Consider the following 24,100-nt stretch of genomic DNA (forward strand, 5'->3'; position numbering starts at 1 on the left):
CCCGGGCGTCTGGACCGGTGTGGCAAGTGAGAAGCCGAATATTGTAGCCCGAATGGGGACGGGTTGCAAGCCATCCCGTTAATCGGGCGCCTGATTCGGGTGTGTTTTCAAGGGTTTAGCCCCTTGGCGGCGGCGGGCGCCCCTAATACGTGCTGCGGTTCCAGTAATCCTTGCTGGCGTAGGCCTCTTTCAGATAGTCGATGAAGTAGCGCACCTTGGCCGGCACGTAACGCTGCTGCGGGTAGACCGCGAGGATGTCGTAGTCCGGCAGCGCGAATTCGTCGAGCACCGTTTCCAGCTCGCCGCGCGCGAGCTGCTGCTGGATTTCCCAGGTCGAACGCCAGCCGAGCCCCAGCCCCTCCGACACCCAGCGGTGCAGCAATTCGCCGTCGTTGCAGTCAAGCGTGCCGCCGACCCGCACCGTCGCCAGCTTGCCGTTGCGCCGGAAGTACCAGCCGCGGTTCTGGCCCCCTTGCAGGTTGAAGGCGAGGCAGTTGTGCTGCGGCAGGTCTTCGAGCGTCTTCGGCTTGCCGTATTGGCGGAAATACGCCGGTGTGCCGCACACCACGCGCCGGTTCGAGGCCAGCTTCACGGCCACAAAATTCGGATCGACCGCGCCGCCGATGCGAATCGAGAGGTCGTAGCCTTCGCGCACCAGGTCCACGACCCGGTCGGTCAGATTGAACGACAGTTGCAATTCAGGCTTGTCGGCAAGAAATGACGGCGCGAGGGGCGCGACGTGCTTGCGGCCGAAGGCGGCCGGCGCCGACACGATCAGATGCCCGCTCACCGCCCGGCGGCCCGCGGCCAGTTCGTTTTCCGCCTGATCCCACTCCGAGAGCAGGCCGCGGCAACGCTCCAGAAACGCGGCGCCCTCTTCGCTCACCACCAGACGGCGCGTCGAGCGGTACATCAGCTTGACGCCGAGGCGCTTTTCCAGCGCGTCGATACGCCGTCCGAGGATCACCGGCGACACGCCCTCCTCCAGCGCCGCGGCGGCCAGACTGCCGGCGTCGGCGACGCGCACGAAGGTTTCGATCTGCTTGAAGCGGTCCACGTCTTGTCTCCATTGTCGAGCGCAGTTAGCGCTTCAGCGCTTACTCCGGCCCCACGCAAGCGGGTTGCAACCGTCCTGCGTTCGTCGTCATTCCATACTTTTTGTTTCGAAATAAGCGACCCGCACTGATCTTATCAAACCTTTCGGTGAGGCCTAAAGTCCATCTCAACCCCCTCGATCCGCATTCACAGACATTCAGGAGACATTCATGGCCAAGATGAGAGCCGTCGACGCAGCGGTGCTGGTGCTCGAAAAAGAAGGCATCGATACCGCCTTCGGTGTGCCGGGCGCCGCCATCAACCCGTTCTACTCGGCCATGCGCAAGGCAGGCAACATCAGCCACGTGCTGGCGCGCCACGTCGAAGGCGCTTCGCATATGGCCGAAGGCTATACGCGGGCTCAGCCGGGCAACATCGGCGTGTGTATCGGCACGTCCGGTCCCGCCGGTACCGACATGATCACCGGTTTGTACTCCGCTCAGGCCGACTCGATTCCTATTCTGGCTATCACGGGCCAGGCGCCGCGTGCGCGTCTGTACAAGGAAGACTTCCAGGCCGTCGATATCGAATCGATCGCCAAGCCCGTCACCAAGTGGGCCGTCACCGTGCGCGAACCGGCGCTGGTGCCGCGCGTCTTCCAGCAGGCCTTTCATCTGATGCGCTCGGGCCGCCCGGGTCCGGTGCTGATCGACCTGCCGATCGACGTGCAGCTCGCCGAAATCGAATTCGATATCGACACCTATGAACCGCTGCCGGTCTACAAGCCGAAGGCAAGCCGCAAGCAGATCGAAGCCGCGCTCACACTGCTCAACGATTCGGACAAGCCGCTGATCGTCTCCGGTGGCGGCGTGCTGAACGCCGCCGCGGAAGACCTGCTGGTGGAATTCGCGGAAACGATCGGCGTGCCGGTGATTCCGACGCTGATGTCGTGGGGCGCGATTCCCGACGATCACCCGCTGATGGCCGGCATGGTCGGCCTGCAGACGTCGCACCGCTACGGCAACGCGACGATGCTCGCCTCCGACTTCGTGCTCGGCATCGGCAACCGCTGGGCCAACCGTCATACGGGCAGCGTCGAGGTTTATACCAAGGGCCGTAAGTTCGTGCATGTGGACATCGAGCCGACGCAGATCGGCCGTGTGTTCGGACCGGACCTCGGCATCGTCTCGGACGCGAAGGCCGCGCTCGAACTGTTCGTCGAAGTGGCCAAGGAATGGAAGGCCGCCGGCAAGCTGAAGGACCGCAGCGCGTGGGTTGCGGACTGCCAGCAACGCAAGCGCACGCTGCAACGCAAGACGCACTTCGACAACGTGCCGATCAAGCCGCAACGCGTCTACGAAGAGATGAACCAGGTGTTCGGCCGCGATACGTGCTACGTGAGCACGATCGGTTTGTCGCAGATCGCCGGTGCACAGTTCCTGCACGTCTACAAGGCCCGCAACTGGATCAACTGCGGCCAGGCGGGCCCGCTCGGCTGGACGATTCCGGCTGCGCTCGGTGTGCGTGCCGCGGACCCGCAACGTCCTATCGTGGCGTTGTCCGGCGACTACGACTTCCAGTTCATGATCGAAGAACTCGCGGTCGGGGCGCAATTCAAGCTGCCGTACGTGCATGTGGTGGTGAACAACTCGTACCTCGGGTTGATCCGCCAGGCGCAGCGCGCGTTCGACATGGACTTCTGCGTGCAGCTCGCGTTCGACAACATCAACGCGCCGGAAGTGAACGGCTATGGCGTCGATCACGTGGCCGTGGCCGAAGGCCTCGGCTGCAAGGCGATCCGCGTGTTCAAGCCGGAAGAGCTGAAGCCGGCGCTGCAAAAGGCGCAGTCGATGCTCTCCGAGTTCAACGTGCCGGTGATCGTCGAAGTGATTCTCGAGCGCGTGACCAACATTTCGATGGGCACGGAAATCGACGCCATCAACGAGTTCGAAGAACTGGCGGCGAAGCGCGAAGATGCGCCGAGCGCCATCAGCATGCTCGACTGAGTCCACCCAGTCGGCCTGTTTAGTTGACCTGCCTAGTTTGACCCGATCGACCGGGCGGTTCAGTGCGTAGTTCGCACCGCACCGCCCGAGCGAAGTTGTTTCATTGACCGACCAGCGAGACCCCAGCACCATGCCGAAATTTGCAGCCAATCTCACCATGCTGTTCAACGAAGTCCCGTTCCTCGACCGCTTCGTGGCCGCAGCGGACGCGGGCTTTAACGCCGTCGAATTCCTCTTCCCCTATCCGTATCAGATCGCCGAGCTGGCCGAGCGTCTGCAGCAGAATCGCCTGAAGCTCGTGCTGCACAACCTGCCCGCGGGCAACTGGGAAGCCGGCGAGCGCGGCATCGCCTGCCTGCCGGATCGCGTCGGCGAGTTCCAGGAAGGCGTCGGCCGCGCGATCGAATACGCCAAGGCGCTCAAAGTACCGCAACTGAACTGCCTCGTCGGCATTCCCGGCCCGGGCGTCGATGCCGGCCGCGCTCACGCGACGATCGTCGACAACCTGCGCTTCGCTTGCGCCGCGCTGAAGAAAGAAGGCATCAAGCTGCTGGTCGAGCCGTGCAATTCGTACGACATCCCCGGCTTTGCGCTGAACCGTTCGTCCGAAGGGCTCGATGTGATCCGCGCCGTCGGCTCGGACAATCTGTTCCTGCAGTACGACATCTATCACATGCAACGGATGGAAGGCGAGCTTGCCGCCACCATCAGGAAGAACCTGGCGTCGATCGCGCACATCCAGCTGGCCGACAACCCGGGCCGCAACGAACCGGGCACGGGCGAAATCAACTACCCGTTCCTGTTCAACCTGCTCGACTCGCTCGGCTACGACGGCTACATCGGCTGCGAATACAAGCCGCGCACGACGACTACCGAAGGTCTCGACTGGGTGCAGCGCGTGGCCGGCCAGGCACGCGGCGCGGCGCACGTGGCCGCCTGAGCGATCGACTCGCTCTCCTAACGACTCTCTACCCCAACCCACTGGAGACATAGACACATGGCAAAGATCGGTTTTATCGGCCTCGGCATCATGGGCGCGCACATGGCGCGCAACCTCATCAAGGGCGGTCACTCGCTGATCGTGAACGGCGCGTATCCGGTGCCGGAAGATCTCAGCAAGACCACCACGGTGGTGGCGAACTCGACGGCTGTTGCGCAAGCTGCCGACATCGTCATCATCATGGTGCCGGACACCCCTGACGTCGCCAACGTGCTGTTCGCCGACGACGGCGTCGCCAAGGGTCTGACGCAAGGCAAGCTGGTGATCGACATGAGCTCGATCTCCCCGCTCGACACGCAAGCCTTCGCGAAGAAGATCAACGCGCTCGGCGCCGACTACCTCGACGCGCCGGTCTCGGGCGGCGAAGTCGGCGCACGCGAAGCGTCGCTGACAATCATGGTCGGCGGTCCGGAAAAAGCCTTCGCACTCGCCAAACCGCTGTTCGAACTGATGGGCAAGAACATCTCGCTGATCGGCGAGAACGGCGCGGGCCAGACCTGCAAGGTGGCGAACCAGATCATCGTCGCGCTGAACATCGAGGCGGTGGCCGAGGCGCTGCTGTTCGCCGCGCGTTCGGGCGCCGATCCGGAGCGCGTCCGCAAGGCGCTGATGGGTGGTTTCGCTTCGTCGCGGATTCTTGAAGTGCACGGCGAGCGCATGACCAAGCGCACCTTCGATCCGGGCTTCCGCATCGAACTGCACCAGAAGGACCTGAACCTCGCGCTCGACGGCGCGCGCAAGCTCGGCATCGCCCTGCCGCATACGGCGAGCGCGCAGCAACTGTTCAGCGTGTGTGCGGCGAACGGCGGCAAGGCATGGGACCACTCCGCGATGGTGCGTGCGCTGGAAATCATGGCGAACTTCGAAGTGGCTCAGGCGCCGGGTAAGGAAGCGAAGGCCGCTTAAGGCGATCGCGTGAGATCACTGGGCCGCCCCTGGAGCCGTAGCCATACGGCGCAAACGTCGCGACCGGTTGGGGGCGTGCCCAGTAGCAACAACATCGGTTGCCGTGAGCTTTACGGCAACCGGCAGGTGGGGCGTCCGATGCGGTGCGCGGCACGCGCAACGTATCGGACAAATCGTGCCGCTCTGGGCTGAGAGCGGCAAGTGGGGTCCGCAGCGGCACCCGGCGACGCCGGGGAAGCCTTGGTCGGTCAGACGTCGTCGTCGGGTGTCCGGCTGTCGGATTGCACGGCATCAAATCACAACGCGGCGATAAGGGCAGTGTGCCCCTATCGCCGCGTTTTTTTATCACATCCACATCAAGCAGCCCCGCCGGCGCGCGCCAGACGACGCACGCGCCCTGCCCGCTCAGTACTTATCGAAGATCGCCTGCAGCGCCACCGCTCCCGTGCCGCCGGCCGCGAGGGCCAGCATCAGCAGCACGCGCGCCTTGTACGCATTGAGCGAACCGGCCGTGACAAAGCCGAGCGCATCGTCCGGCGCCGCGCCGTTGCGCATCACATGGCCCGAGCCGACCCGCGACGAACGCACCACCACCACGCCCTGCGTCACGGCATCGGCAAGCGCCTGTTGCACCGACGCATGGATCGAACCGTTGCCCGTGCCGGCCACGACGATGCCGCGCACGCCCGCCGCCACCAGCGCATCGACGGCGATCCGCGAAGCCCCCGCATAACTCGTGACGATCTCGACATTGGGCCACTTGGCGCCGATCACAAATTCCGTATCGACGGTATGCGGACGCACGACCTTACGCTGGAATTCGACGCGACCGTCCTGCACCCAGCCCAGCGCGCCGATTTCCAGAGACTGGAACGCATCGACCGCGTAGGTGCTGGTCTTGACGACGTCGCGCGCGCTATGAATGCGGTTGTTGAACGCGACCAGCACGCCCTGCCCGTGCGCCGCCGCGCTGGCGGCGACCGTCACGGCATTGAGCAGATTCAGCGGGCCATCCGCGGAGAGCGCCGACGAGGGCCGCATCGACGCGGTCAGCACGACCGGCTTGGTCCCTTTGACGGTCAGATGCAGCAGGTAGGCGGTTTCTTCGAGCGTATCGGTGCCGTGGGTAATCACCACGCCGTCGATCTCGTCGCTTGCCAGCAGCGCGTTGACGCGTTGCGCGAGCGTGGTCCAGAGCGCGAGCGCCATGTCCTTGCTATCGATGCTGGCAATCTGCTCAGGCTGGATCTGCGCAACGCCCGACAGCGCGGGCACCGCCTCGAGCAAACGGTCGACGCCGACCACGCCGGCCTGATAACCGGAAGTATTGGTGACATCGGCGGCGGAGCCGGCAATCGTGCCGCCCGTCGCCAGCACGGCGATACGCGGCAGCGCATGCGCCGCCGGCGTTCCCGAAGAGGAGGAAGTCAAAGTATTCATGGCGGCGATTGTAAGCGATGCGCCGCCCGCCGCCATCAATCCACTGCGCGCAACTGGGCGGCGATATCCGCTTCCTTCAGCTGCGGTGCGAACATTTCCAGCAGACGATACGCATAGGCCCGCAGGAACGCGCCCTTACGCAAGCCGACGCGAGTCGTGCTCGCCTCGAACAGATGCTGCGTATCGAGCGCGACCAGTTCCGTATCGCGCTTCGGATCGTAGGCCATCGCCGCCACCACGCCAATGCCCATGCCGAGTTCGACGTAGGTCTTGATCACGTCCGCGTCGATGGCGGTCAGCACGACGTCGGGCAGCGCCCCCGCCTTGGCGAACGCCTGGTCGATATGCGAGCGGCCGGTGAAATCCTGATCGTAGGTCACGATCGGAAACTCGGCGATCTCATCGAGCGTCAGGTTCTCGCGGCCCACCAGCGGATGGCCCTTCGGCACCACCACCACGTGGTGCCACGAATAGCACGGGAACGTGACGATGTCCGGGAAGCGGTCGAGCGCTTCGGTCGAGATGCCGATATCCGCTTCGCCGTTGATGATCATCTGCGCGATCTGCTGCGGACTGCCCTGGCGCAGCGCCAGATGGACCTTCGGAAACACCTCGGTGAACTGGCGGATCACCTTGGGCAAGGCGTAGCGCGCCTGCGTGTGGGTGGTGGCCACCACGAGGTGACCACTGTCCTGGTCCGCATACTGGCGTGCGACGCGGCGCAGGTTTTCCGCGTCGAGCAGCATCCGTTCGATCAACTGATGCACCGCCTTGCCCGGCTCGGTCAAGCCGGTGAGACGCTTGCCGCGACGGATGAAGATATCGACGCCGAGTTCGTCCTCGAGGTCCTTGATCTGTTTGGACACGCCCGACTGCGACGTGTACAGCACGTTCGCGACTTCGGTCAGGTTCATGTTCTGGCGCACGGCCTCGCGCACAAAGCGTAGTTGCTGAAAGTTCATCTGTATGTCTCCGGTTCAGCCAGACTCAAGTTATGCAATATAGGTTAACCGGGCTGTTTCAATGCGCCGGAAAGACGCGCAACGCGCGCGGCACCGCCGTCACGCCGTCGCCGACCGCCAGTTGCAGCGCCCGCCACGCTTCGCGATCCAGTTCCGCTTCGAGTACGTTGCCTTCGCGCCCGGCGAGTTCGACGCGCACCGAACCGCCCAGCGTCACGACACGCCGCACATCGACCACGATGCCGTCGCGATGACCCGAGGCTTGCGGATACAGTTGCAGGTCATGCGGACGCACATACGCGAACGCCGGGCCTTCGAAACCGGCCGTCGCCACCACCGGCAACGCGGCGCCGTCCACCACGAAACCGTGTTGATCCACCTTGCCGTGCAGCCGGTTGGCCGCGCCGAGAAACTCGTAGACAAACGAGGTCTGCGGATGATCGTACACGTCCTGCGGACTGCCCACCTGCTCCACATGGCCGCGATTCAATACGACGATGCGGTCGGCCACCTCGAGCGCTTCTTCCTGGTCGTGCGTCACGAAGATCGTCGAAATATGCAGATCGTCGTGCAGGCGGCGCAACCAGCTGCGCAGTTCCTTGCGGACCTTCGCGTCCAGCGCGCCGAACGGTTCGTCCAGCAGCAACACCTTGGGCTCGACGGCGAGCGCACGCGCCAATGCAATCCGCTGCCGCTGCCCGCCCGACAGTTCCGACGGATAGCGTTGCGCCAGCCAGTCCAGTTGCACGAGCTTCAGCAACTCATGCACCTTCTCGCGGATCACCGCCTCCGACGGCCGCTCCTTGCGCGGTTTCACACGCAGGCCGAAGGCGACGTTCTCGAACACGGTCATATGACGGAACAGCGCGTAATGCTGAAACACGAAACCGACCTGGCGTTCGCGTGCGCCCACCGTCGCGACATCCTGTCCTTGTAACACGACCTGACCCGAGTCCGCATATTCGAGGCCGGCAATCACGCGCAACAGCGTGGTCTTGCCACAACCCGACGGTCCGAGCAGCGCCACCAGTTCGCCCGGCGGAAAGTCGAGCGAGACGTTATCGAGCGCGGTGAAATCGCCGAAGCGCTTTTGCAGGTTACGAACGGTGATGCCCATTGATTACGCTCCAGTCGGCTGCGAGGTGGCGGGACCGGCATGCGCGGGCACGTCGCGCGCAGCCGCCAGTTCCGCGGACAGATGACGCTCGGCAAGCAGCTTGAGGCCGAGCGTCACGAGCGCGAGCAGCGCAAGCAACGAGGCCACGGCAAACGCCGCCGAGAAGTTGTATTCGTTGTAGAGGATTTCGACATGCAGCGGGATCGTGTCCGTCTGGCCGCGAATATGGCCCGAGACTACCGAGACCGCGCCGAACTCGCCCATTGCCCGCGCGTTGCACAGGATCACGCCGTACAGCAGGCCCCACTTGACGTTCGGCAAGGTGACGCGGCGGAACGTCTGCCAGCCGGATGCGCCGAGCACGTGAGCGGCTTCCTCTTCATCGTTACCCTGGGCCTGCATCAGCGGAATCAGCTCACGCGCGACGAACGGGAACGTCACGAAGATCGTCGCGAGCACGATGCCCGGCACCGCGAAGATGATCTGCACGTTGTGATCCTGCAGCCACGGGCCGAACCAGCCTTGCGCGCCGAACAGCAGCACATAGACGAGACCGGAGACCACCGGCGAGACGGAGAACGGCAGGTCGATCAGCGTGGTCAGCAGCGCCTTGCCCTTGAATTCGAACTTCGCGATGCACCAGGACGCGGCGAGCCCGAACACCAGGTTCAAGGGCACGGCGATCGCGGCGGTCAGCAGCGTCAGCTTGATGGCGGAAACGGCGTCGGGATCGGCAAGCGCTTCGAAATAGAAGCCCACGCCTTTGCTCAGCGCCTGATAGAACACCGCGATGAGCGGCACCACCAGAAACAGCGCGAGAAACAACAGCGCGATCCCCGTCAACACCCAGCGCACGAGGCGTGGTTCGGTGACGGGATCGGCGCGGCGGGCCGCGTTCGAAGCGGCGCGCTGTACAGGCGGCAGCGGCGGCGGCAGCGCAGCGGAATCGTGGCTCATTGCAGACCTCCTGCGGTGCCTGTCGTAACCGTTGCGGCGGTCGCAATGGGCAGCGCCGGCGCGGCCGCGCCGCGGCGCGTGCGACGCTGCAGATACCACTGCAGCGTGTTGATCAAAAGCAGCATCAGGAACGACACCACCAGCATCACGACGGCGAGCGCGGTGGCCCCGGCATAGTCGTACTGTTCGAGCTTGGTGATGATGAGCAGCGAAGTGATCTCCGATTTCATCGGCACGTTGCCGGCAATGAAAATCACCGAGCCGTATTCGCCCAGCGCCCGCGCGAAGGCCAACGCGAAACCGGTCAGCAGCGCCGGCAATACCGCGGGCAACACGACGCGGCGAAACGTCAGCCAGCGCGATGCGCCGAGGCACGCCGCAGCCTCTTCCTGCTCGCGTTCGAATTCTTCCAGCACCGGCTGCACAGTGCGCACCACGAACGGCAAGCCGATAAAGGTCAACGCCACCAGCACGCCGGCCGGCGTAAACGCGATCTTGATGCCGAGCGGCTCGAGAAACTGGCCGATCCAGCCGTTGCCCGCATACACCGCCGCGAGCGAAATGCCCGCCACCGAGGTGGGCAACGCAAACGGCAGATCGACGACGGCGTCCACCAGACGCTTGAACGGAAACTTATAGCGCACCAGCACCCAGGCGACCAGAAAGCCGAACACCGCGTTGATCAGCGCGCCGCCGAGCGCCGAGAAAAACGTCAGCCGGTACGAGGCCAGCACGCGCGGCGAGGCGACCGCGCGCACGAACTGGGCCCAGTCGAGCGAAGCCGTCTTGAGAAAGGTCGCCGCGAGCGGAATCAGCACCACGAGGCTCAGATACGCCACCGTGATGCCGAGCGTCAGGCCGAAGCCGGGTAACGCGCTGGGCTTGCGGAAGGTCAACGTCGTCATGCGGAATGCTCTTTCAGGGTGAAAACCACGGCGGCCACTGTCGGCCCAACACGTCGCCGATACGTGGCCTAAACACGTGAACAAAAGGCACGCCACATGTGGCGTGCCGGATTGCGTCCTGCGGATTGCGCTTTACTGCGGCGAGTAGATCGAATCGAACACGCCGCCATCCGCAAAGTGCGTCTTCTGCGCATTCGCCCAGCCGCCGAACGAGTCGTCCACCGTGTACAGCTTCAGCTTCGGAAACTTCGCGGTCAAAGCCGCCGGCACCTTGTCCGAACGCGGACGGTAGAAGTTCTCCGCGGCGATCTCCTGGCCCTGCTCGCTATACAGGAAGTTCAGATACGCCTCGGCCAGCTTGCGGGTGCCGTGCCTGTCCACCACCTTGTCGACCACCGCCACCGGCGGCTCGGCCAGAATGCTCACCGACGGCACCACGATCTCGAACTTGTCCGGACCGAATTCCTTCAACGACAGGAATGCTTCGTTCTCCCACGCAATCAGCACATCGCCGATACCGCGCTGCACGAAGCTCGTGGTCGCCCCCCGCGCGCCCGAGTCGAGCACGCCGGCGTTCTTATAGAGCTTCGAGACGAAGTCCTTGGCTTTCTGGTCGTTGCCGCCCGGCTGATGCTCGGCGTAGGCCCAGGCCGCCAGATAGTTCCAGCGCGCGCCGCCCGAGGTCTTCGGGTTCGGCGTGACGATCGACACGCCCGGCTTCACCAGGTCGTCCCAGTCCTTGATGTGTTTCGGGTTGCCCTTGCGCACCAGAAACACGATGGTCGAGGTGTACGGCGCCGCGTTGTCCGGCAGGCGCTTTTGCCAGTTCTTGTCGACGATGCCCTTGCTGGCGAGCGCGTCGATGTCGTAAGCGAGTGCGAGCGTGACGACGTCCGCCTGCAGGCCGTCGAGCACCGAGCGCGCCTGCGCGCCCGAGCCGCCGTGCGACTGCTTGAAGGTGACGGTCTCGCCGGTCTGCGCCTTCCATTCCTTGCCGAATGCCTGGTTGACCTGCTGGTACAGCTCGCGTGTCGGGTCATAGGACACGTTGAGCAGCGTCGTGTCCGCTGCAGCCGTCTGGGCCACCAGGCCGAGTGCCGCTGCGGCGCCCAGCGCCAGCACCGTGATGAGTTTCCTGGTCTTGCCTGCGAGCCCCGTGCCCTGATCGATCATCCAGCTTCTCCGCGTCGTGGTTGGTTGGGACTGCGCGTCCCGTGTTCTATGCAGCGAGTGGAGGCCAGTCTATCGAAGGGCTTTCATCATTAAAAATAATGTTTCTTCATTTTTTAATACTCAAAAGTGGTAATGACAGCCAGACGTGGCGTTGCGGCACGAAAACGGCCGTTAAGACGCCCCAAAGCGACGCCACAACGACACCCAGGGACACGAACTTAAAGTAAAGCTTGAATTGCGCCGAATACTGTATAAAAATACAGTCACCTGTCTATCCATACAGTGGCGCCATGACCAAACTCACCGCACGACAGCAAGAAGTTTTCGATCTGATCCGCCGGGCTATCGAACGCACCGGCTTTCCGCCCACCCGCGCGGAGATCGCCGCCGAACTGGGTTTCAGCTCGGCCAACTCGGCGGAGGAGCACCTGCGGGCGCTGGCCCGCAAGGGCGTGATCGAACTCGCGGCGGGCGCTTCGCGCGGCATCCGGCTGCTGCTGGCCGGTAATGACGACGCGCCGCACCAGTTCACGCTGCCGCACGCCAGCATCATGCAGTTGTCGCTGCCCCTGATCGGCCGGGTGGCCGCAGGTAGCCCGATCCTCGCGCAGGAACACATCTCGCAGCATTACGCCTGCGACCCGGCGCTGTTTTCGAGCAAGCCGGACTATCTGCTGAAGGTACGCGGGCTGTCCATGCGGGACGCCGGCATCTTCGACGGCGACCTGCTCGCCGTGCAGAAGAAAAGCGAAGCAAAAGACGGCCAGATCATCGTTGCGCGACTCGGCGACGACGTGACGGTCAAGCGTCTCAAGCGGCGGCCGAACGGTATCGAGCTGATCGCCGAGAACCCCGATTACGACAACATCTTCGTTCAGGCCGGCAGTGCGGAATTCGCATTGGAAGGCATTGCGGTGGGGCTGATCCGCCCCACCGAATTCTGAACCCTGCTGCCCTGAATCAAGCCTGGAGAGACTCATGGAACGCCTTGCCCGCCTGCTGCCCTTCCGCCAGTTCGGTCGCCTGCGCCACTTGCGCAGCCTGGTGCCCTGCGCACCGATCGAGGCATCCAGTGCCACGGCTTCGTTATTCGACGTGGAGGAGCCGCGCACCTCAACCTTGCCGTCGGCGCTGCCGGCCTTCGCACGGGTGTCGCTGAATTCGGGGCTGAATACGGCGGAACCGGCCCGGCGCGCGCCGGTGCGGGTCTACCACGGGCCGTCGCGGCTCATTATGGTCGGCACCGTCGACGCAGTGTGCCGGATGATCGACCGTTGCATCGCCGAAGAACGCGCCGGCTTGCAGAACGCGCTGTTCGAGTAAGGGCGTGCGTGTGGGGGATCGTTTTGCCGCGGTTGCGGTCCACGTTAGATCCCCTCTAACGGAGAATCTCGTCCGATGGCTGTTTCAACACCTGCAAAACGCGGCTTTGTCCGGCCGTTGATCGTTGTTCTGGTTGTGATCGTGATCGTCGCCGTGCTGGGGTATGGCTATGCGTCGCCCTACCTCGCGCTCGATCGTCTGAAGCGCGCGGCCGACGCGCGTGATGCGCAGACCGTCAGCGAGTACGTGGACTATCCGGCGTTACGCGAAAGCCTGAAGGAACAGGTTTCGGGCTTGCTGACGCGTCGGCTCGAAGCGCGGGCGAACGGCAATCCGCTTGCGGCCATTGGGGCAATGATCGGCGTGGCGTTGATTGGTCCGTTAGTGGACGCCTATGCCACGCCGGATGGCGTGGCTGCGCTGCTGAACGGCATGCCGCCACGCGGCGATCTCACCCAACGTCCGCCTGCGCCGCCGGATCTGGCGAGCCATGCGCCCGGCACCGGCGCGGCGGATTCAACGCCGGCGCCTACAGTGCCTGCGCCGGCCGCCACAGCGCCGGCCACAGCAACCACCGCCGCGCCGCCGCAGCCGCCGCAAACCACGGCCGGCTATCGCGGCATCAACGAATTCGCCGTGACGTATCAGCATGGCGTCGGCGACGCGCGCTATGCCGCGATTCTGCGACGCGAAGGGCTATTTTCGTGGAAGCTCGCGGCGGTCGATCTGAACGCCAACTAAACGCCAACTGAACGAATCAGGCCGCAGCGGCCGCTTGCTGCTGCTCCTGCACCGACGAGCACGCCACCAGGATGCTGCACGAAATCCGGTCGAGTAAAGGCGTATTGCCCGCCCCCATCCACCAGCGCGACAGGCCAGTGCGGCAGCGATGGCCGACCACCACGAGATCCACTTGCAGATCGTTGGCGAGGTTGGCGATTTCGTCGATCGGATGGCCGAACGCAAAGTGGCCTTGCGCCGTCACACCGCGCTCGGTGAGCCAGTCCACGCCTTCCTGGAGGATGTCGCGGGCGGTCTTCTCGAAGCTGCCGCAGGCCACGTCGGTCAATAGCCCTGCGCTCTGCGCGATGCTCGAGCGCATGTCCACGACCGACAACAGATGCGTTTCCGCCTTGAGGTCCAGCGCCAGATCGGCGCCGCAACGCAGTGCCTTGCGGCCTTCGCGCGAGCCGTCGTAGCACAGCAGGATTTTCTGGTAGCTCGCCATGTGGTTCTCCCTACCGCGTTGATCGCGGTTCTGTCCTGAATCATGGTGCGCCGCAATTCAGCTTGCAAGGGATGGAAAACGCTAATTAAGCATCAACGCGACACCCGTTGCATGACAGCCGCTTCGCACGTCATGCCGCAGCGCAAGAACCGCACCCCGGCAGTGCACGGATGCCAACAGCAAGGCGCCAATGCCCTAGAATGGGCAGCCTTACCGGCCGTTCACGTCTTTCGGAATCCCTATCGACCCATGTCTGAAGCCGCCATCGAATTCCTGCAAGTCCACAAGCGCTATGCCGGTAAGACCGTCGTCGACGGTCTGTCGTTCCACGTCCGGCGAGGCGAGTGTTTTGGCCTGCTCGGCCCGAACGGCGCCGGCAAGACCACGACGCTGCGTATGCTGCTCGGCATTGCGGCGCCGGACGCCGGCACGATCCGCCTGTGCGGCGAGCCGATTCCGGCGCGCGCCCGGTTCGCGCGGGCGCGTGTCGGCGTGGTGCCGCAGTTCGACAATCTCGATCCGGACTTCACGGTGCGCGAGAACCTGCTGGTGTTCGGCCGCTACTTCGGCCTGAGCGCGGCGCAGGCCCGCGCCATGGTGCCGTCACTGCTCGAATTCGCCCGCCTCGAAAGCAAGGCGGATGCGCGGGTCGGCGAACTGTCCGGCGGCATGAAGCGGCGTTTGACGCTGGCCCGCGCGCTCGTCAACGACCCGGACGTGCTGATCCTCGACGAGCCCACCACCGGGCTCGACCCGCAAGCGCGCCATCTGATCTGGGAGCGGCTGCGCTCGCTGCTCGTGCGCGGCAAAACCATTCTTTTGACCACGCACTTCATGGAAGAAGCGGAGCGGCTCTGTCACCGTCTATGCGTGATCGAGGAAGGACGAAAGATCGCGGAGGGCGCGCCGAATGAACTGATCGCCTCGGAGATCGGCTGCGACGTGATTGAAATCTACGGACCGGATCCGCTCGCCTTGCGCGACGAACTGGCGCCGCTCGCGGAACGCACCGAGATTAGCGGCGAGACGCTGTTCTGCTACGTCACCGACGCGGAACCGGTGCATGCGCGCCTCAAGGAACGCTCGGATCTGCGCTATCTGCACCGGCCAGCCAATCTTGAAGACGTGTTCCTGCGGCTCACGGGCCGCGAAATGCAGGACTAGCGGCGCCACGGCACACCCAACCGCAAGCACAACCACGCATCCACGCCTGAAACCGCACCCCAAACCCAGCCTGCCTCGACACCCACCCGCCATGGACGCACGCACCTACGACACCCCCAGCCAGGCCGCCCCGGCCAGCGAGCCGTTCGCCGCCCTGCCGGCCAATGCCGTCAACTGGATCGCCGTGTGGCGCCGCAATTATCTGGTGTGGCGCAAGCTGGCGCTGGCGTCGATGTTCGGCAACCTCGCCGATCCGATGATCTATCTGTTCGGGCTGGGCTTCGGCATGGGCCTGATGGTCGGGCATGTCGACGGCGTGTCGTATATCGCCTTTCTCGCCGCCGGCACGGTGGCCTCGAGCGTGATGATGTCGGCCAGTTTCGAAGCGATGTATTCGGGGTTTTCGCGCATGCACGTGCAGCGCACGTGGGAAGGCATCATGCACACGCCGCTGACGTTGGGCGATATCGTGCTCGGCGAAGTGATGTGGGCAGGCAGCAAGTCGATGCTGTCCGGCGTGGCCATCATGCTGGTGGCCGGTGCGCTCGGCTATGCAAACTTCCCGTCGATGCTGCTGGCGCTGCCCGTCATCGCGCTGACCGGACTCGCGTTTGCCAGTGTGGCGATGATCGTGACGGCACTCGCGCCGTCGTACGATTTCTTCATGTTCTATCAGACGCTTGTACTCACGCCGATGCTGCTGCTCTCCGGCGTGTTCTTTCCGATCGCGCAGTTGCCGCCCATCGCCCGGCACGTGACGCAGGTGCTGCCGCTCGCGAATGCGGTCGATCTGATCCGGCCGGCAATGCTCGGCCGGCCGCTCGACCACGTAGCGCTGCACGTCGCCGTGCTGGTCGCCTATGTGGTCGTGCCGTTCTGCATCGCGGCCGTGCTGTTCCGCCGCCGGATGATGCGTTAAGGCGCAGCGGGAGCGTGCTCAGTCCTCGTCATCCGTCCAGGGAATATCGACGTCGGAGATGAACGCGACCGTCGCGAACGGGCCGCCTTCCTGACGCCCGACCTTGCCGTCCGCGCGCTGCCATTCGACGCGAAACAGCGTGCCCGGATCGTCGGCAATCAGGCGTACCGTACGCACCTCGTCGGGATCGGACTCTTCCACCGGGCCGTCGAGCGACACCAGCAGTTCCTGTGGCCACAGACCGTCGGCGGGATCGTAGATGCGATCGCCGTCGGGGATCAGCGTGAAGGCTTCCACGCCGATCGTCGCCGAGGCTTCAATGATCATTTTGCCCAGGGCGCGCAGCAGCGCAGTGGCCCGCGCCGAGTTCGCCTGGCGGATCGCGAGGTCCCCGCGCGTCAGCGCCTGTTCAAGTTTCGGATTTGTCTTTTGTTGCGCCATTCGATTTCCTGATTGCAATCGCTCGAGTGTATGCGGCGGCTCGCCTAAACCGGTGTCGCCTGTACCCAACCTGCAAAGGGGCACGCCGCCTGTGATTTTTTTCGGGCTGAATCGTACCACTGGTGGGCATCCCAGCCGCGTCGAACGTGACAGCCGTTCGATCCCGACGCCCCCAGTTCCCCAGTTTAGGTCGTGATTCGACAACTGGCAGCGAGATTTCTCAGGCGAGGCGGTCCAGCTCACAGATGCCGTGCACCGCTTCAGAAGCCGAGCGCGACGGCCAGTCCGCCGCTCACCACCCCGAACAGCACCACCGACACCGCCACCAGCGTCAGGAGACGCGGCCGGAACGAGCGGGCCAGCATTGCCAGCGATGGCACGCTGATCGGCGGCAGGGTCATCAGCAGCGCGCCGGCGGGACCGACGCCCATGCCGAGCGAGAGCATGGCCTGAATGATCGGCACCTCGCCCGCGGTGGGGATCACAAACAGCATGCCGGCGACCGCCAGCGCCACGATCCAGCCAAACTGGTTGCCGATCTCCGGGCCGACGTGCGGAAACAGCCACGCGCGCGCCGCGCCGAGCAGCAGGATCAGCACGATGTATTCGGGAATCAGGCGCGCCGCCATGCGGGCAAACAGACTGAGCCAGCGGACGAACGCGTTGCCGCGCGCCTGCTCCTGCAGTGCAGCAAGCTGCGCCAGTTGCGCGTCGGCGGCCTCCGCCTCCTTAGGGGTGACGAGCCGGTTCACCAGGTAGCCCAGACCGAACACCATCAGCACGCCCAGCACGAGGCGCAGTGCTGCCCAGTTCCAGCCGAGCACGAAACCCATAAATACGAGCGTGGCCGGATTGAGCACCGAGTTGCCGAGCCAGAAGGCAATCGCCCCGCCCGGCGAGGCCTGCCGCTGCCGCAAGCCGACCACCACCGGCGCCGCGCAGCAGGTGCACATCATGCCGGGAATCGCCAGCAGGCCGCCGGCCGCGACGCTGCCGAAGCTGGTCTTGCCGAGCACCCGGGCGATCCATTGCACGGGCAACAGGACCTGTACGGCCGAACCGAGCACGAGACCCAGCACCATTGCCTGCCAGATCGCCTTGCCGTAGGCCAGCGCATAACCGAGCGCGGCCGCCAGCGACGGGGCGGGCGGGCTCGCGTCGGTCCCCATCAGGATCGACTTGCCGATCGAATGCGTCTCAGCGGCCGTGAAGGCGCGGTGGTAGTACGGAAACCACTTCACATAAAAAAGGCCGGCGACGGCGACCAGCAGAAAGATCAGCCATCCGGCTGCGGGTTGAGTCTGGCGTGTGGTGTTCATCGTTATGATCTTTTGGAGTTTGAAACTCGGACTTCGGGGCAGGAGGCGTCTACCGGCCCCTCTGCCTGCGCAAGACTCGCCAGCAGCGCCGCGGCCTGCTCGACGCTGTCGGCCGCGTTTGGCCTGAAACTGAAACGCAGCGCCTCGCCCAGGCGGCTGAAATGCTGCCGGCTGCTGCGCTGATACGCGGGATCGTAGTGCCGCTCGATCAGTTCGCCGAACAGTTCGGCACGCGCCGCCGCGGCGTCTGCTTCGTGCACGCCGTCTGGGCCAGGCGCACTGCTGCCTGCGTCGATCAACTGCTGCCAATGCTTTACCTGTTCGCGGCTATGCAGTCCGATCAAACGCTCGAGCTGATGCTTGAACGAATCCGGCTGGTCGAACAGATGCGCATAGTCCTGCAGCAAAAACGTGATGCGCTCGGCGTGCGTGGCTTCGACTTCCACACAGGCGCCGCCGTGAAAACGCTCGAGCAGCGTCTGCGGCAACGTGATCGCGCCGATGCGCCGGCTCTCCGCTTCGACGAACACCGGACGCCGCACGTCGAAGTGCGACAACGCGCCGATCAGCGCCGTATCGAAGGCTTTTTGCGCCGGTTGCGGCTGATCCGGCAACGCGCCGAGCAGCGAGCCTCGATGGCAGGCCAGCGCCTCCAGATCGAGCACCTGGGCGCCCGCCTCGCGCAACGCCTGCAAGAGCCGGGTCTTGCCGCTCCCGGTATGGCCGATCAGCGCGACATAGTCGAACTGGCCCGGCAAACTCGCGAGCGCGGTGACCACAGAGCCCCGGTAAGCCTTGTAGCCGCCGTCGAGCTGACGCGCCTGCCAGCCGATCAGGTTGAGCCACGTCGTCATCGAACCGGAGCGCTTGCCGCCGCGCCAGCAATAGATCAGCGGACGCCAGTTGCGCGGACGCCCGGCGAAGGTGGTCTCGAGGTGCTGCGCGATATTGCGCGCCACCATCGCCGCGCCGACCCGCGTCGCCTCGAAGGGTGACACCTGTTTGTACATGGTGCCGACGATCACACGCTCCTCGTTGCTCAGCACCGGCGCGTTGATCGCACCGGGAATGTGATCTTCGGCAAACTCGAGCGGCGTGCGCACGTCGACGATCTCGTCGAAGCGCGTCAGTTGATCGAGGGACACCAGCAGGTTTTTCAAGGGGACGACGCACGAAGAAAGGCTGCTTTCGAATGAAATAGCCGGAATGAACGGAACGGTGACAGCGGTTAAGCCGAATTATGGCATGGGGTAGCGTCACTTCGGCTGCGGCGCCCGGATCGCAGCAATCAGGAAATCGCGAAACGCCCGCACCGAAGCCGGCAGTTCGCGCCCGGCCATGGTCTGCACCTGAATGCTGCGCTGGCGCATCTGCGGATGACTGAGCGCGATCACCACGAAGCCGTCGGCGGCGTAACGATCGCGCACCGACAGCAGCCCCGTGAACATGATCGCGCCGGATTGCTGTGCGTAGCGGTACATCGCGCCGCTGTTGTTGCTGGTCAGGTCCGGTTCGAGCAGCAGTCCTTCGAGCGCGCAGGTAATGTCGATCAATTGCCGGATGGTCGTGCCCGCTTCCGGCAGCACCAGCGGATAGCGCTGCAGATCGGCCAGCGAAACCTTGGCGCGCGCCGCGAGCGGATGATCGGCCCGCATCAGCGCGAACACCGGAGCCCGCTCCGTGTGCTCGACCTTGACGCCCTTTTCAGGTGCGAGGCTGAAGGTCAGGGCAAGGTCGGCGTCGCCGTCGCGCACCCGCCGCGTCGCTTCGCCGGGCGTCAGGACCGCGAGGTTGAAGTCGATCCCTGGGTGTTTGAGGCGGAAGCCGGCCATCGCGGTCGGCAGGAAGTCCGAGGCAAACCCTTCGGAGCTGACGATCTTGAGCATGCTGCCGTGCAAGGCATCGAGCCCACCGATCTCCTTCATCACATGTTCGGCTTCCAGCAGGCTGCGCTGCGCGTAGGCGAGCAGGCGCTCGCCCGCTTCGGACAGCGCCATGCCGCGCGGCCGCCGTTCGAACAGCGGCGCGCCGATCTCCGACTCGAGCCGCGCGACCTGCCGGCTGATCGCCGAGACCGCCACGTGCAGGCGCACCGACGCCTCGCTGATCGAACCGGTGCGCGCCACCTCGACGAAATAGCGCAAGGCAATGCCATGCAGGGAAAGGGCCATGGAACGGGATCTCGCAAAGGTCGTTCGAGCTTTGCCTTTTCGGCAACGCAAGCTTCGAAATACGATCATTGTGACAAAAAAAACGGCCTCCTAGAATCGATCTCAAGTCACCCTTCCTCTACCGCCCCATCCCGGAGACCACCTTGACCCGCAATCAGGCCATTGAGCACGCGACACATCACTTCGAGTCGGGTGCCTTTCTCACCGACCTCAACCGCCGCGTCGGCTTTCGCACCGAGAGCCAGGACGCGGGCCGCGCCGCCACCCTGCTCGCCTACCTGACCGATGAGATCGTCCCGGAGGCCGGGCGGCTCGGCTTCGAGACGCGCATCGTCGACAACCCGGTAGCGGGCGCCGGTCCTCTCCTGATCGCCACGCGGCATGAAAACGACGACCTGCCGACCGTGCTGATCTACGGCCACGGCGACGTGGTGCGCGGCTACGACAACCAGTGGCGCGAAGCACTGTCGCCGTGGGAAGTGAAAATCGAAGGCGAGCGCTGGTACGGCCGCGGCACCGCCGACAACAAGGGGCAGCACAGCATCAATCTCGCGGCGCTCGCCAGCGTGCTCGCCACACGGGGCGGCACACTCGGTTTCAATGCCAAGCTGCTGATCGAAATGGGCGAGGAGACCGGCTCGCCGGGACTCGACGCAATCTGTCATACGTATCGGGACGCGCTCGCCGCCGACGTGTTGATCGCCTCCGACGGACCGCGTCTTGCCGCACGGCGTCCCACCGTGTTTCTCGGCTCGCGCGGCTCGGTGAATTTCCAGCTCGCCCTGAACCTGCGCGACGGCGCGCATCACTCGGGCAACTGGGGCGGCCTGCTGCGCAATCCGGCCACCGTGCTCGCCAATGCGCTGGCGAGCCTCGTCGACGCGCGCGGCGTGATCGCCGTCGCCGGCCTGCGCCCGCCGGCGATTCCCGAGGCGGTGCGCCGGGCGCTCGCCGATATCACAGTCGGCGGCGGCCCGGGCGACCCCGCCGTCGACGACAACTGGGGCGAGCCCGGTCTCACGCCGGCAGAGCGCGTGTTCGGCTGGAACAGCTTCGAAGTGCTGGCCTTCAAGGCGGGCAACCCCGAGAACCCGGTCAATGCGATTCCTGCGTCCGCCTTCGCGCACTGCCAGTTGCGCTTCGTGGTGGGCACCGACTGGCAGCATCTCGCCCAGCACCTGCGCACCCATCTGGACGCGCACGGCTTCACGATGGTCGAGTTGACGGTCGAGCGCGGCGCGCCGGCGACGCGTCTCGATCCCGAGGACCCGTGGGTCACGTGGGCGATCGCGTCGCTCGAGCAGACCACCGGTAGAAAGACAGCAGTCCTGCCGAACCTCGGCGGCACGCTGCCGAACGAAGTGTTCGCCGACACGCTCGGCCTGCCGACCATCTGGGTGCCGCATTCGTATCCGGCCTGCTCGCAGCATGCGCCGAACGAACATCTGCTCGGACCCGTCGTTCGTGAAGGACTGCAGATCATGGCGGGGCTCTTCTGGGACCTCGGCGAGAACCCACCCAAAGCGCTTGCCGCCGGCGCCTGACGCGCGGTTGCTGGTCGCCTGAAAACCGCCGCGTCGCCGGCGGTCCACCCCATGCCGTCACGAGAGCCGATCACGATGAGCACGCCCGCCCTGCAAGCTAACGCCCTGCGCCCCTCTGCCGCCAAGGTCCACCGCATCATCCTCGCGGCGTCGATCGGCAACGCGCTCGAATGGTTCGATCTGGTGGTCTACGGTTTCTTTGCGGTGACGATCGCCAAGCTGTTCTTTCCGGCGCGCACCGAATCGATCTCGCTGATGCTCACGCTCGGCACCTTCGGCATCTCGTACCTCGTGCGGCCGCTGGGCGGCTTCGTACTCGGCTCGCTGGCCGATCGCGCCGGACGCAAGGCGTCGCTGCTGCTGTCCATCGGTCTGATGATGATCGGCACCCTGACGATCGCGATCATGCCGGCCTATGCCTCGATCGGCGTGTGGGCGCCGGTCGGCATTTTGCTGTCGCGTCTGCTGCAGGGCTTTTCCGCCGGCGGCGAGTTCGGCTGCTCGACCGCCTTTCTGGTCGAACACGCGCCCGAGCGGCGCGGCTTCATGGGCAGTTGGCAATTCGCGAGCCAGGGACTCGCGACGCTGCTCGCCTCCGGCTTCGGCGCCTTGCTGACGAGCCAGCTTTCGATGGCGCAGCTCGAAGCATGGGGCTGGCGCATCCCGTTCCTGTTCGGCCTCGCGATCGGGCCGGTCGGTTTCTATATCCGCAAATACGTCGACGAAGGCGCGGAGTTCGACAAGGAAGAAAAGACCCACACGCCAGTGCGCGATCTGTTCGTGACGCAAAAGATGCGCATGCTGCTGGCGGTGGGCGCGCTCGTCATTTCGACGGCGGCCAACTACATGATCCTGTACATGCCGACCTATGCGATCAAGCAGTTGCATCTGCCTGCCGCGACGGGCTTTGCCGCGACGCTCGCGACCGGTCTCGTGCTGACCGTGCTCACGCCCTTCGTCGGACACTGGTCCGATACCGCGGGGCGCGTGCGAATCATGGCGGTTGCGGCGCTGCTGATGCTGGCGACGGTGTATCCGACTTTCGTGTACATGAACGTGCACCCGTCGTTTGCGACGATGCTGGTGGCGATGATCTGGATCGGCGCGTTAAAGGCCGCGTATTTCGGTGCGCTACCGGCGTTGATGTCGGAGATCTTTCCGACCCGCACCCGGGCGACGGGACTCGCCGTCAGCTACAACATCGGCGTCACGGTGTTCGGCGGCTTCGCGCCGCTCATCATCACGTGGTTGATCGCCGCGAGCGGCAATAAGCTCGCGCCGGGTTTCTATCTGATGTTTTGCGCGGTGCTGAGTCTCATCGCGCTGTACGCGGTGCGAGTGAAACTCGCGATTCGCTGAGCGCGAGCCCGGTGCATACGCAACCGGGCCCGTCTGTCTCCGCCGAGACTTACGGCGCGGGATTCGGCTGCTGTTCGTGCAAGGCGTCGATTTCCGCCAGCACTTCGGGCGACAACTTCACGTCCACGCTGGCGATGTTCTCCTTCAACTGCGCCAGCGAGGTTGCGCCGATCAGGTTGCTCGTCACGAACGGCCGGCTATTGACGAACGCCAGCGCGAATTGCGCGGGCGACAACCCATGCCGCTTCGCGAGTTCGACATAGCGGCTGGTCGCCTGCACCGCATGCGGCTTGCTGTAGCGCTGGAAGCGTTCGAACAGCGTGATGCGGGCGCCCTCGGGACGCGCGCCGCCCTCGTACTTGCCCGAGAGCCAGCCGAAAGCGAGCGGCGAGTACGCGAGCAGACCGATGCCGTCGCGATGGCTGTATTCCGACAGCCCCACTTCGAAGGTCCGGTTCAGCAAGCTGTACGGATTCTGGATGCTGACGATGCGCGGCAAGCCAAGCTTCTCCGCCGCGCGCAGGAACTGCGCGACACCCCAGGGCGTTTCGTTCGACACGCCGATATGGCGAATCTTGCCTTCCTTCACGAACCCGGCAAGCACCGACAGCGTTTCTTCGATCGGCACCGTATACGTATCCTCGACCCACGGATAGTTGCTGCGGCCGAACGTCATGGTGCTGCGATCGGGCCAGTGCAACTGGTACAGATCGACGTACTCGGTTTGCAGGCGCTTGAGACTGTCGTTGAGCGCCTCGGTGAGGTTCTTGCGGTCGAACTGATTGCCCTCGCCGCGAATATGGCGCGGGTTATGCGGTTGGCGCGCCGGCCCCGCGATCTTGGTGGCGAGCACGATTTTCTCGCGCGCGCTGCGATGCTGTGCGAGCCACGTGCCGATGCAGCGTTCGGTGGCGCCCTGCGTCTCGGGACGCGGCGGCACCGGATACATCTCGGCGGCGTCGATCAGCGTGACGCCATGATCGAGCGCATAGTCGATCTGCTCATGCGCTTCGCGTTCGGTGTTCTGCTCGCCCCAGGTCATCGTCCCGAGACCGATCAGGCTGACCTCGACGTCGCTGTTGCCTAGTCTGCGGTATTCCATCGCACTGTTCCCTGTTGTTTGTGTGAACG

Annotated in this window: 23 protein-coding genes; 10 read left to right on the forward strand and 13 right to left on the reverse strand. The window is 64.7% G+C overall.

Translation table 11 applies throughout. The features are described from left to right. Positions 1-142 precede the first annotated feature (142 nt). On the reverse strand, positions 143-1,057 hold the full coding sequence (locus P3T42_RS03145; protein WP_429305147.1) for a LysR substrate-binding domain-containing protein: 915 nt from the start codon (positions 1,055-1,057) through the stop codon (positions 143-145). Between the two features lie 208 nt (positions 1,058-1,265). Here P3T42_RS03145 and gcl point away from each other — a divergent pair, with 208 nt between their 5' ends. The 3 genes from gcl (at position 1,266) to P3T42_RS03160 (ending at position 4,947) form a co-directional block, all read left to right on the forward strand. Beyond that, positions 1,266-3,041: a glyoxylate carboligase gene (gene gcl, locus P3T42_RS03150; RefSeq protein WP_074298435.1), complete on the forward strand. Its 1,776-nt coding sequence runs from the start codon at positions 1,266-1,268 to the stop codon at positions 3,039-3,041. 130 nt (positions 3,042-3,171) lie between these two features. Beyond that, complete coding sequence (otnI, locus tag P3T42_RS03155; protein ID WP_074298430.1) at positions 3,172-3,981, forward strand: 2-oxo-tetronate isomerase; 810 nt, start codon at positions 3,172-3,174, stop codon at positions 3,979-3,981. A gap of 57 nt (positions 3,982-4,038) precedes the next feature. Beyond that, positions 4,039-4,947, forward strand: a complete 909-nt coding sequence (locus P3T42_RS03160; protein WP_429305148.1) for a 2-hydroxy-3-oxopropionate reductase — start codon at positions 4,039-4,041, stop codon at positions 4,945-4,947. A gap of 405 nt (positions 4,948-5,352) precedes the next feature. Here the strand turns inward: P3T42_RS03160 and P3T42_RS03165 are convergent, their stop codons facing one another. From P3T42_RS03165 to P3T42_RS03190, 6 genes are all read right to left on the reverse strand, one after another. Next, positions 5,353-6,387: an asparaginase gene (locus P3T42_RS03165; RefSeq protein WP_429305149.1), complete on the reverse strand. Its 1,035-nt coding sequence runs from the start codon at positions 6,385-6,387 to the stop codon at positions 5,353-5,355. A 35-nt stretch (positions 6,388-6,422) separates the two neighbouring features. Further along, complete coding sequence (locus tag P3T42_RS03170) at positions 6,423-7,349, reverse strand: CysB family HTH-type transcriptional regulator (RefSeq protein ID WP_074298426.1); 927 nt, start codon at positions 7,347-7,349, stop codon at positions 6,423-6,425. A gap of 58 nt (positions 7,350-7,407) precedes the next feature. Then, positions 7,408-8,466 (reverse strand): sulfate/molybdate ABC transporter ATP-binding protein, encoded by a 1,059-nt coding sequence (locus P3T42_RS03175; RefSeq protein WP_074298424.1) that lies wholly within the window; start codon positions 8,464-8,466, stop codon positions 7,408-7,410. A gap of 3 nt (positions 8,467-8,469) precedes the next feature. After that, positions 8,470-9,423 (reverse strand): sulfate ABC transporter permease subunit CysW, encoded by a 954-nt coding sequence (gene cysW / locus P3T42_RS03180; RefSeq protein WP_074298422.1) that lies wholly within the window; start codon positions 9,421-9,423, stop codon positions 8,470-8,472. Then, complete coding sequence (gene cysT, locus P3T42_RS03185; RefSeq protein ID WP_074298420.1) at positions 9,420-10,328, reverse strand: sulfate ABC transporter permease subunit CysT; 909 nt, start codon at positions 10,326-10,328, stop codon at positions 9,420-9,422. The genes cysW and cysT overlap by 4 nt, the downstream gene beginning before the upstream one ends. 132 nt (positions 10,329-10,460) lie before the next feature. Further along, complete coding sequence (locus P3T42_RS03190) at positions 10,461-11,501, reverse strand: sulfate ABC transporter substrate-binding protein (RefSeq protein WP_074298418.1); 1,041 nt, start codon at positions 11,499-11,501, stop codon at positions 10,461-10,463. 290 nt (positions 11,502-11,791) lie between these two features. Between P3T42_RS03190 and lexA the strand changes: the two genes are divergently transcribed. From lexA to P3T42_RS03205, 3 genes are all read left to right on the forward strand, one after another. Further along, on the forward strand, positions 11,792-12,445 hold the full coding sequence (gene lexA, locus P3T42_RS03195) for a transcriptional repressor LexA (RefSeq protein ID WP_074298416.1): 654 nt from the start codon (positions 11,792-11,794) through the stop codon (positions 12,443-12,445). Between the two features lie 34 nt (positions 12,446-12,479). Next, positions 12,480-12,824, forward strand: coding sequence for a hypothetical protein (locus P3T42_RS03200; protein ID WP_074298414.1), 345 nt, complete (start codon positions 12,480-12,482; stop codon positions 12,822-12,824). Positions 12,825-12,899: 75 nt separating this feature from the next. Further along, a complete protein-coding gene (locus P3T42_RS03205; protein ID WP_429305150.1) occupies positions 12,900-13,565 on the forward strand; it encodes a DUF2939 domain-containing protein in 666 nt (221 codons plus the stop codon). 16 nt (positions 13,566-13,581) lie between these two features. Here P3T42_RS03205 and P3T42_RS03210 read toward each other — a convergent pair whose 3' ends face one another. Next, complete coding sequence (locus P3T42_RS03210; protein ID WP_074298411.1) at positions 13,582-14,052, reverse strand: universal stress protein; 471 nt, start codon at positions 14,050-14,052, stop codon at positions 13,582-13,584. A 249-nt stretch (positions 14,053-14,301) separates the two neighbouring features. On the opposite strand from P3T42_RS03210, the gene nodI reads away from it, so the two are divergent. After that, positions 14,302-15,216 (forward strand): nodulation factor ABC transporter ATP-binding protein NodI, encoded by a 915-nt coding sequence (gene nodI / locus P3T42_RS03215; protein ID WP_429305151.1) that lies wholly within the window; start codon positions 14,302-14,304, stop codon positions 15,214-15,216. Between the two features lie 91 nt (positions 15,217-15,307). Beyond that, positions 15,308-16,135 (forward strand): ABC transporter permease, encoded by an 828-nt coding sequence (locus P3T42_RS03220; RefSeq protein ID WP_429305152.1) that lies wholly within the window; start codon positions 15,308-15,310, stop codon positions 16,133-16,135. A gap of 18 nt (positions 16,136-16,153) precedes the next feature. On the opposite strand, the gene P3T42_RS03225 is transcribed toward P3T42_RS03220, so the two are convergent. The 4 genes from P3T42_RS03225 to P3T42_RS03240 form a co-directional block, all read right to left on the reverse strand. Beyond that, positions 16,154-16,576 (reverse strand): hypothetical protein, encoded by a 423-nt coding sequence (locus P3T42_RS03225; protein WP_074298404.1) that lies wholly within the window; start codon positions 16,574-16,576, stop codon positions 16,154-16,156. A gap of 260 nt (positions 16,577-16,836) precedes the next feature. After that, positions 16,837-17,895: a permease gene (locus P3T42_RS03230; protein WP_074298403.1), complete on the reverse strand. Its 1,059-nt coding sequence runs from the start codon at positions 17,893-17,895 to the stop codon at positions 16,837-16,839. A 2-nt stretch (positions 17,896-17,897) separates the two neighbouring features. Beyond that, positions 17,898-19,055, reverse strand: coding sequence for a tRNA 2-selenouridine(34) synthase MnmH (gene mnmH / locus P3T42_RS03235; RefSeq protein WP_429305153.1), 1,158 nt, complete (start codon positions 19,053-19,055; stop codon positions 17,898-17,900). Between the two features lie 96 nt (positions 19,056-19,151). Further along, on the reverse strand, positions 19,152-20,066 hold the full coding sequence (locus P3T42_RS03240; RefSeq protein WP_074298399.1) for a LysR family transcriptional regulator: 915 nt from the start codon (positions 20,064-20,066) through the stop codon (positions 19,152-19,154). Between the two features lie 143 nt (positions 20,067-20,209). Between P3T42_RS03240 and P3T42_RS03245 the strand changes: the two genes are divergently transcribed. Next, positions 20,210-21,610, forward strand: coding sequence for a M20 family metallopeptidase (locus P3T42_RS03245; RefSeq protein ID WP_429305154.1), 1,401 nt, complete (start codon positions 20,210-20,212; stop codon positions 21,608-21,610). A 75-nt stretch (positions 21,611-21,685) separates the two neighbouring features. Next, positions 21,686-22,969, forward strand: a complete 1,284-nt coding sequence (locus tag P3T42_RS03250; protein WP_429305155.1) for an MFS transporter — start codon at positions 21,686-21,688, stop codon at positions 22,967-22,969. Positions 22,970-23,018: 49 nt separating this feature from the next. Here P3T42_RS03250 and P3T42_RS03255 read toward each other — a convergent pair whose 3' ends face one another. Then, on the reverse strand, positions 23,019-24,071 hold the full coding sequence (locus tag P3T42_RS03255; RefSeq protein WP_429305156.1) for an NADP(H)-dependent aldo-keto reductase: 1,053 nt from the start codon (positions 24,069-24,071) through the stop codon (positions 23,019-23,021). Positions 24,072-24,100 lie beyond the last annotated feature (29 nt).

The organism is Paraburkholderia sp. GAS38, assembly GCF_050434965.1.
Classification (GTDB): Bacteria; Pseudomonadota; Gammaproteobacteria; order Burkholderiales; family Burkholderiaceae; genus Paraburkholderia; species Paraburkholderia phenazinium_A.

Coding starts and splice junctions, on each gene's coding strand:
- gcl (WP_074298435.1), top strand. CDS start 1,266: ATGGCCAAGATGAGAGCCGTCGACGCAGCGGTGCTGGTGCTCGAAAAA.
- otnI (WP_074298430.1), top strand. CDS start 3,172: ATGCCGAAATTTGCAGCCAATCTCACCATGCTGTTCAACGAAGTCCCG.
- P3T42_RS03160 (WP_429305148.1), top strand. CDS start 4,039: ATGGCAAAGATCGGTTTTATCGGCCTCGGCATCATGGGCGCGCACATG.
- P3T42_RS03165 (WP_429305149.1), bottom strand. CDS start 6,387: ATGAATACTTTGACTTCCTCCTCTTCGGGAACGCCGGCGGCGCATGCG.
- P3T42_RS03170 (WP_074298426.1), bottom strand. CDS start 7,349: ATGAACTTTCAGCAACTACGCTTTGTGCGCGAGGCCGTGCGCCAGAAC.
- P3T42_RS03175 (WP_074298424.1), bottom strand. CDS start 8,466: ATGGGCATCACCGTTCGTAACCTGCAAAAGCGCTTCGGCGATTTCACC.
- cysW (WP_074298422.1), bottom strand. CDS start 9,423: ATGAGCCACGATTCCGCTGCGCTGCCGCCGCCGCTGCCGCCTGTACAG.
- cysT (WP_074298420.1), bottom strand. CDS start 10,328: ATGACGACGTTGACCTTCCGCAAGCCCAGCGCGTTACCCGGCTTCGGC.
- P3T42_RS03190 (WP_074298418.1), bottom strand. CDS start 11,501: ATGATCGATCAGGGCACGGGGCTCGCAGGCAAGACCAGGAAACTCATC.
- lexA (WP_074298416.1), top strand. CDS start 11,792: ATGACCAAACTCACCGCACGACAGCAAGAAGTTTTCGATCTGATCCGC.
- P3T42_RS03200 (WP_074298414.1), top strand. CDS start 12,480: ATGGAACGCCTTGCCCGCCTGCTGCCCTTCCGCCAGTTCGGTCGCCTG.
- P3T42_RS03205 (WP_429305150.1), top strand. CDS start 12,900: ATGGCTGTTTCAACACCTGCAAAACGCGGCTTTGTCCGGCCGTTGATC.
- P3T42_RS03210 (WP_074298411.1), bottom strand. CDS start 14,052: ATGGCGAGCTACCAGAAAATCCTGCTGTGCTACGACGGCTCGCGCGAA.
- nodI (WP_429305151.1), top strand. CDS start 14,302: ATGTCTGAAGCCGCCATCGAATTCCTGCAAGTCCACAAGCGCTATGCC.
- P3T42_RS03220 (WP_429305152.1), top strand. CDS start 15,308: ATGGACGCACGCACCTACGACACCCCCAGCCAGGCCGCCCCGGCCAGC.
- P3T42_RS03225 (WP_074298404.1), bottom strand. CDS start 16,576: ATGGCGCAACAAAAGACAAATCCGAAACTTGAACAGGCGCTGACGCGC.
- P3T42_RS03230 (WP_074298403.1), bottom strand. CDS start 17,895: ATGAACACCACACGCCAGACTCAACCCGCAGCCGGATGGCTGATCTTT.
- P3T42_RS03240 (WP_074298399.1), bottom strand. CDS start 20,066: ATGGCCCTTTCCCTGCATGGCATTGCCTTGCGCTATTTCGTCGAGGTG.
- P3T42_RS03250 (WP_429305155.1), top strand. CDS start 21,686: ATGAGCACGCCCGCCCTGCAAGCTAACGCCCTGCGCCCCTCTGCCGCC.
- P3T42_RS03255 (WP_429305156.1), bottom strand. CDS start 24,071: ATGGAATACCGCAGACTAGGCAACAGCGACGTCGAGGTCAGCCTGATC.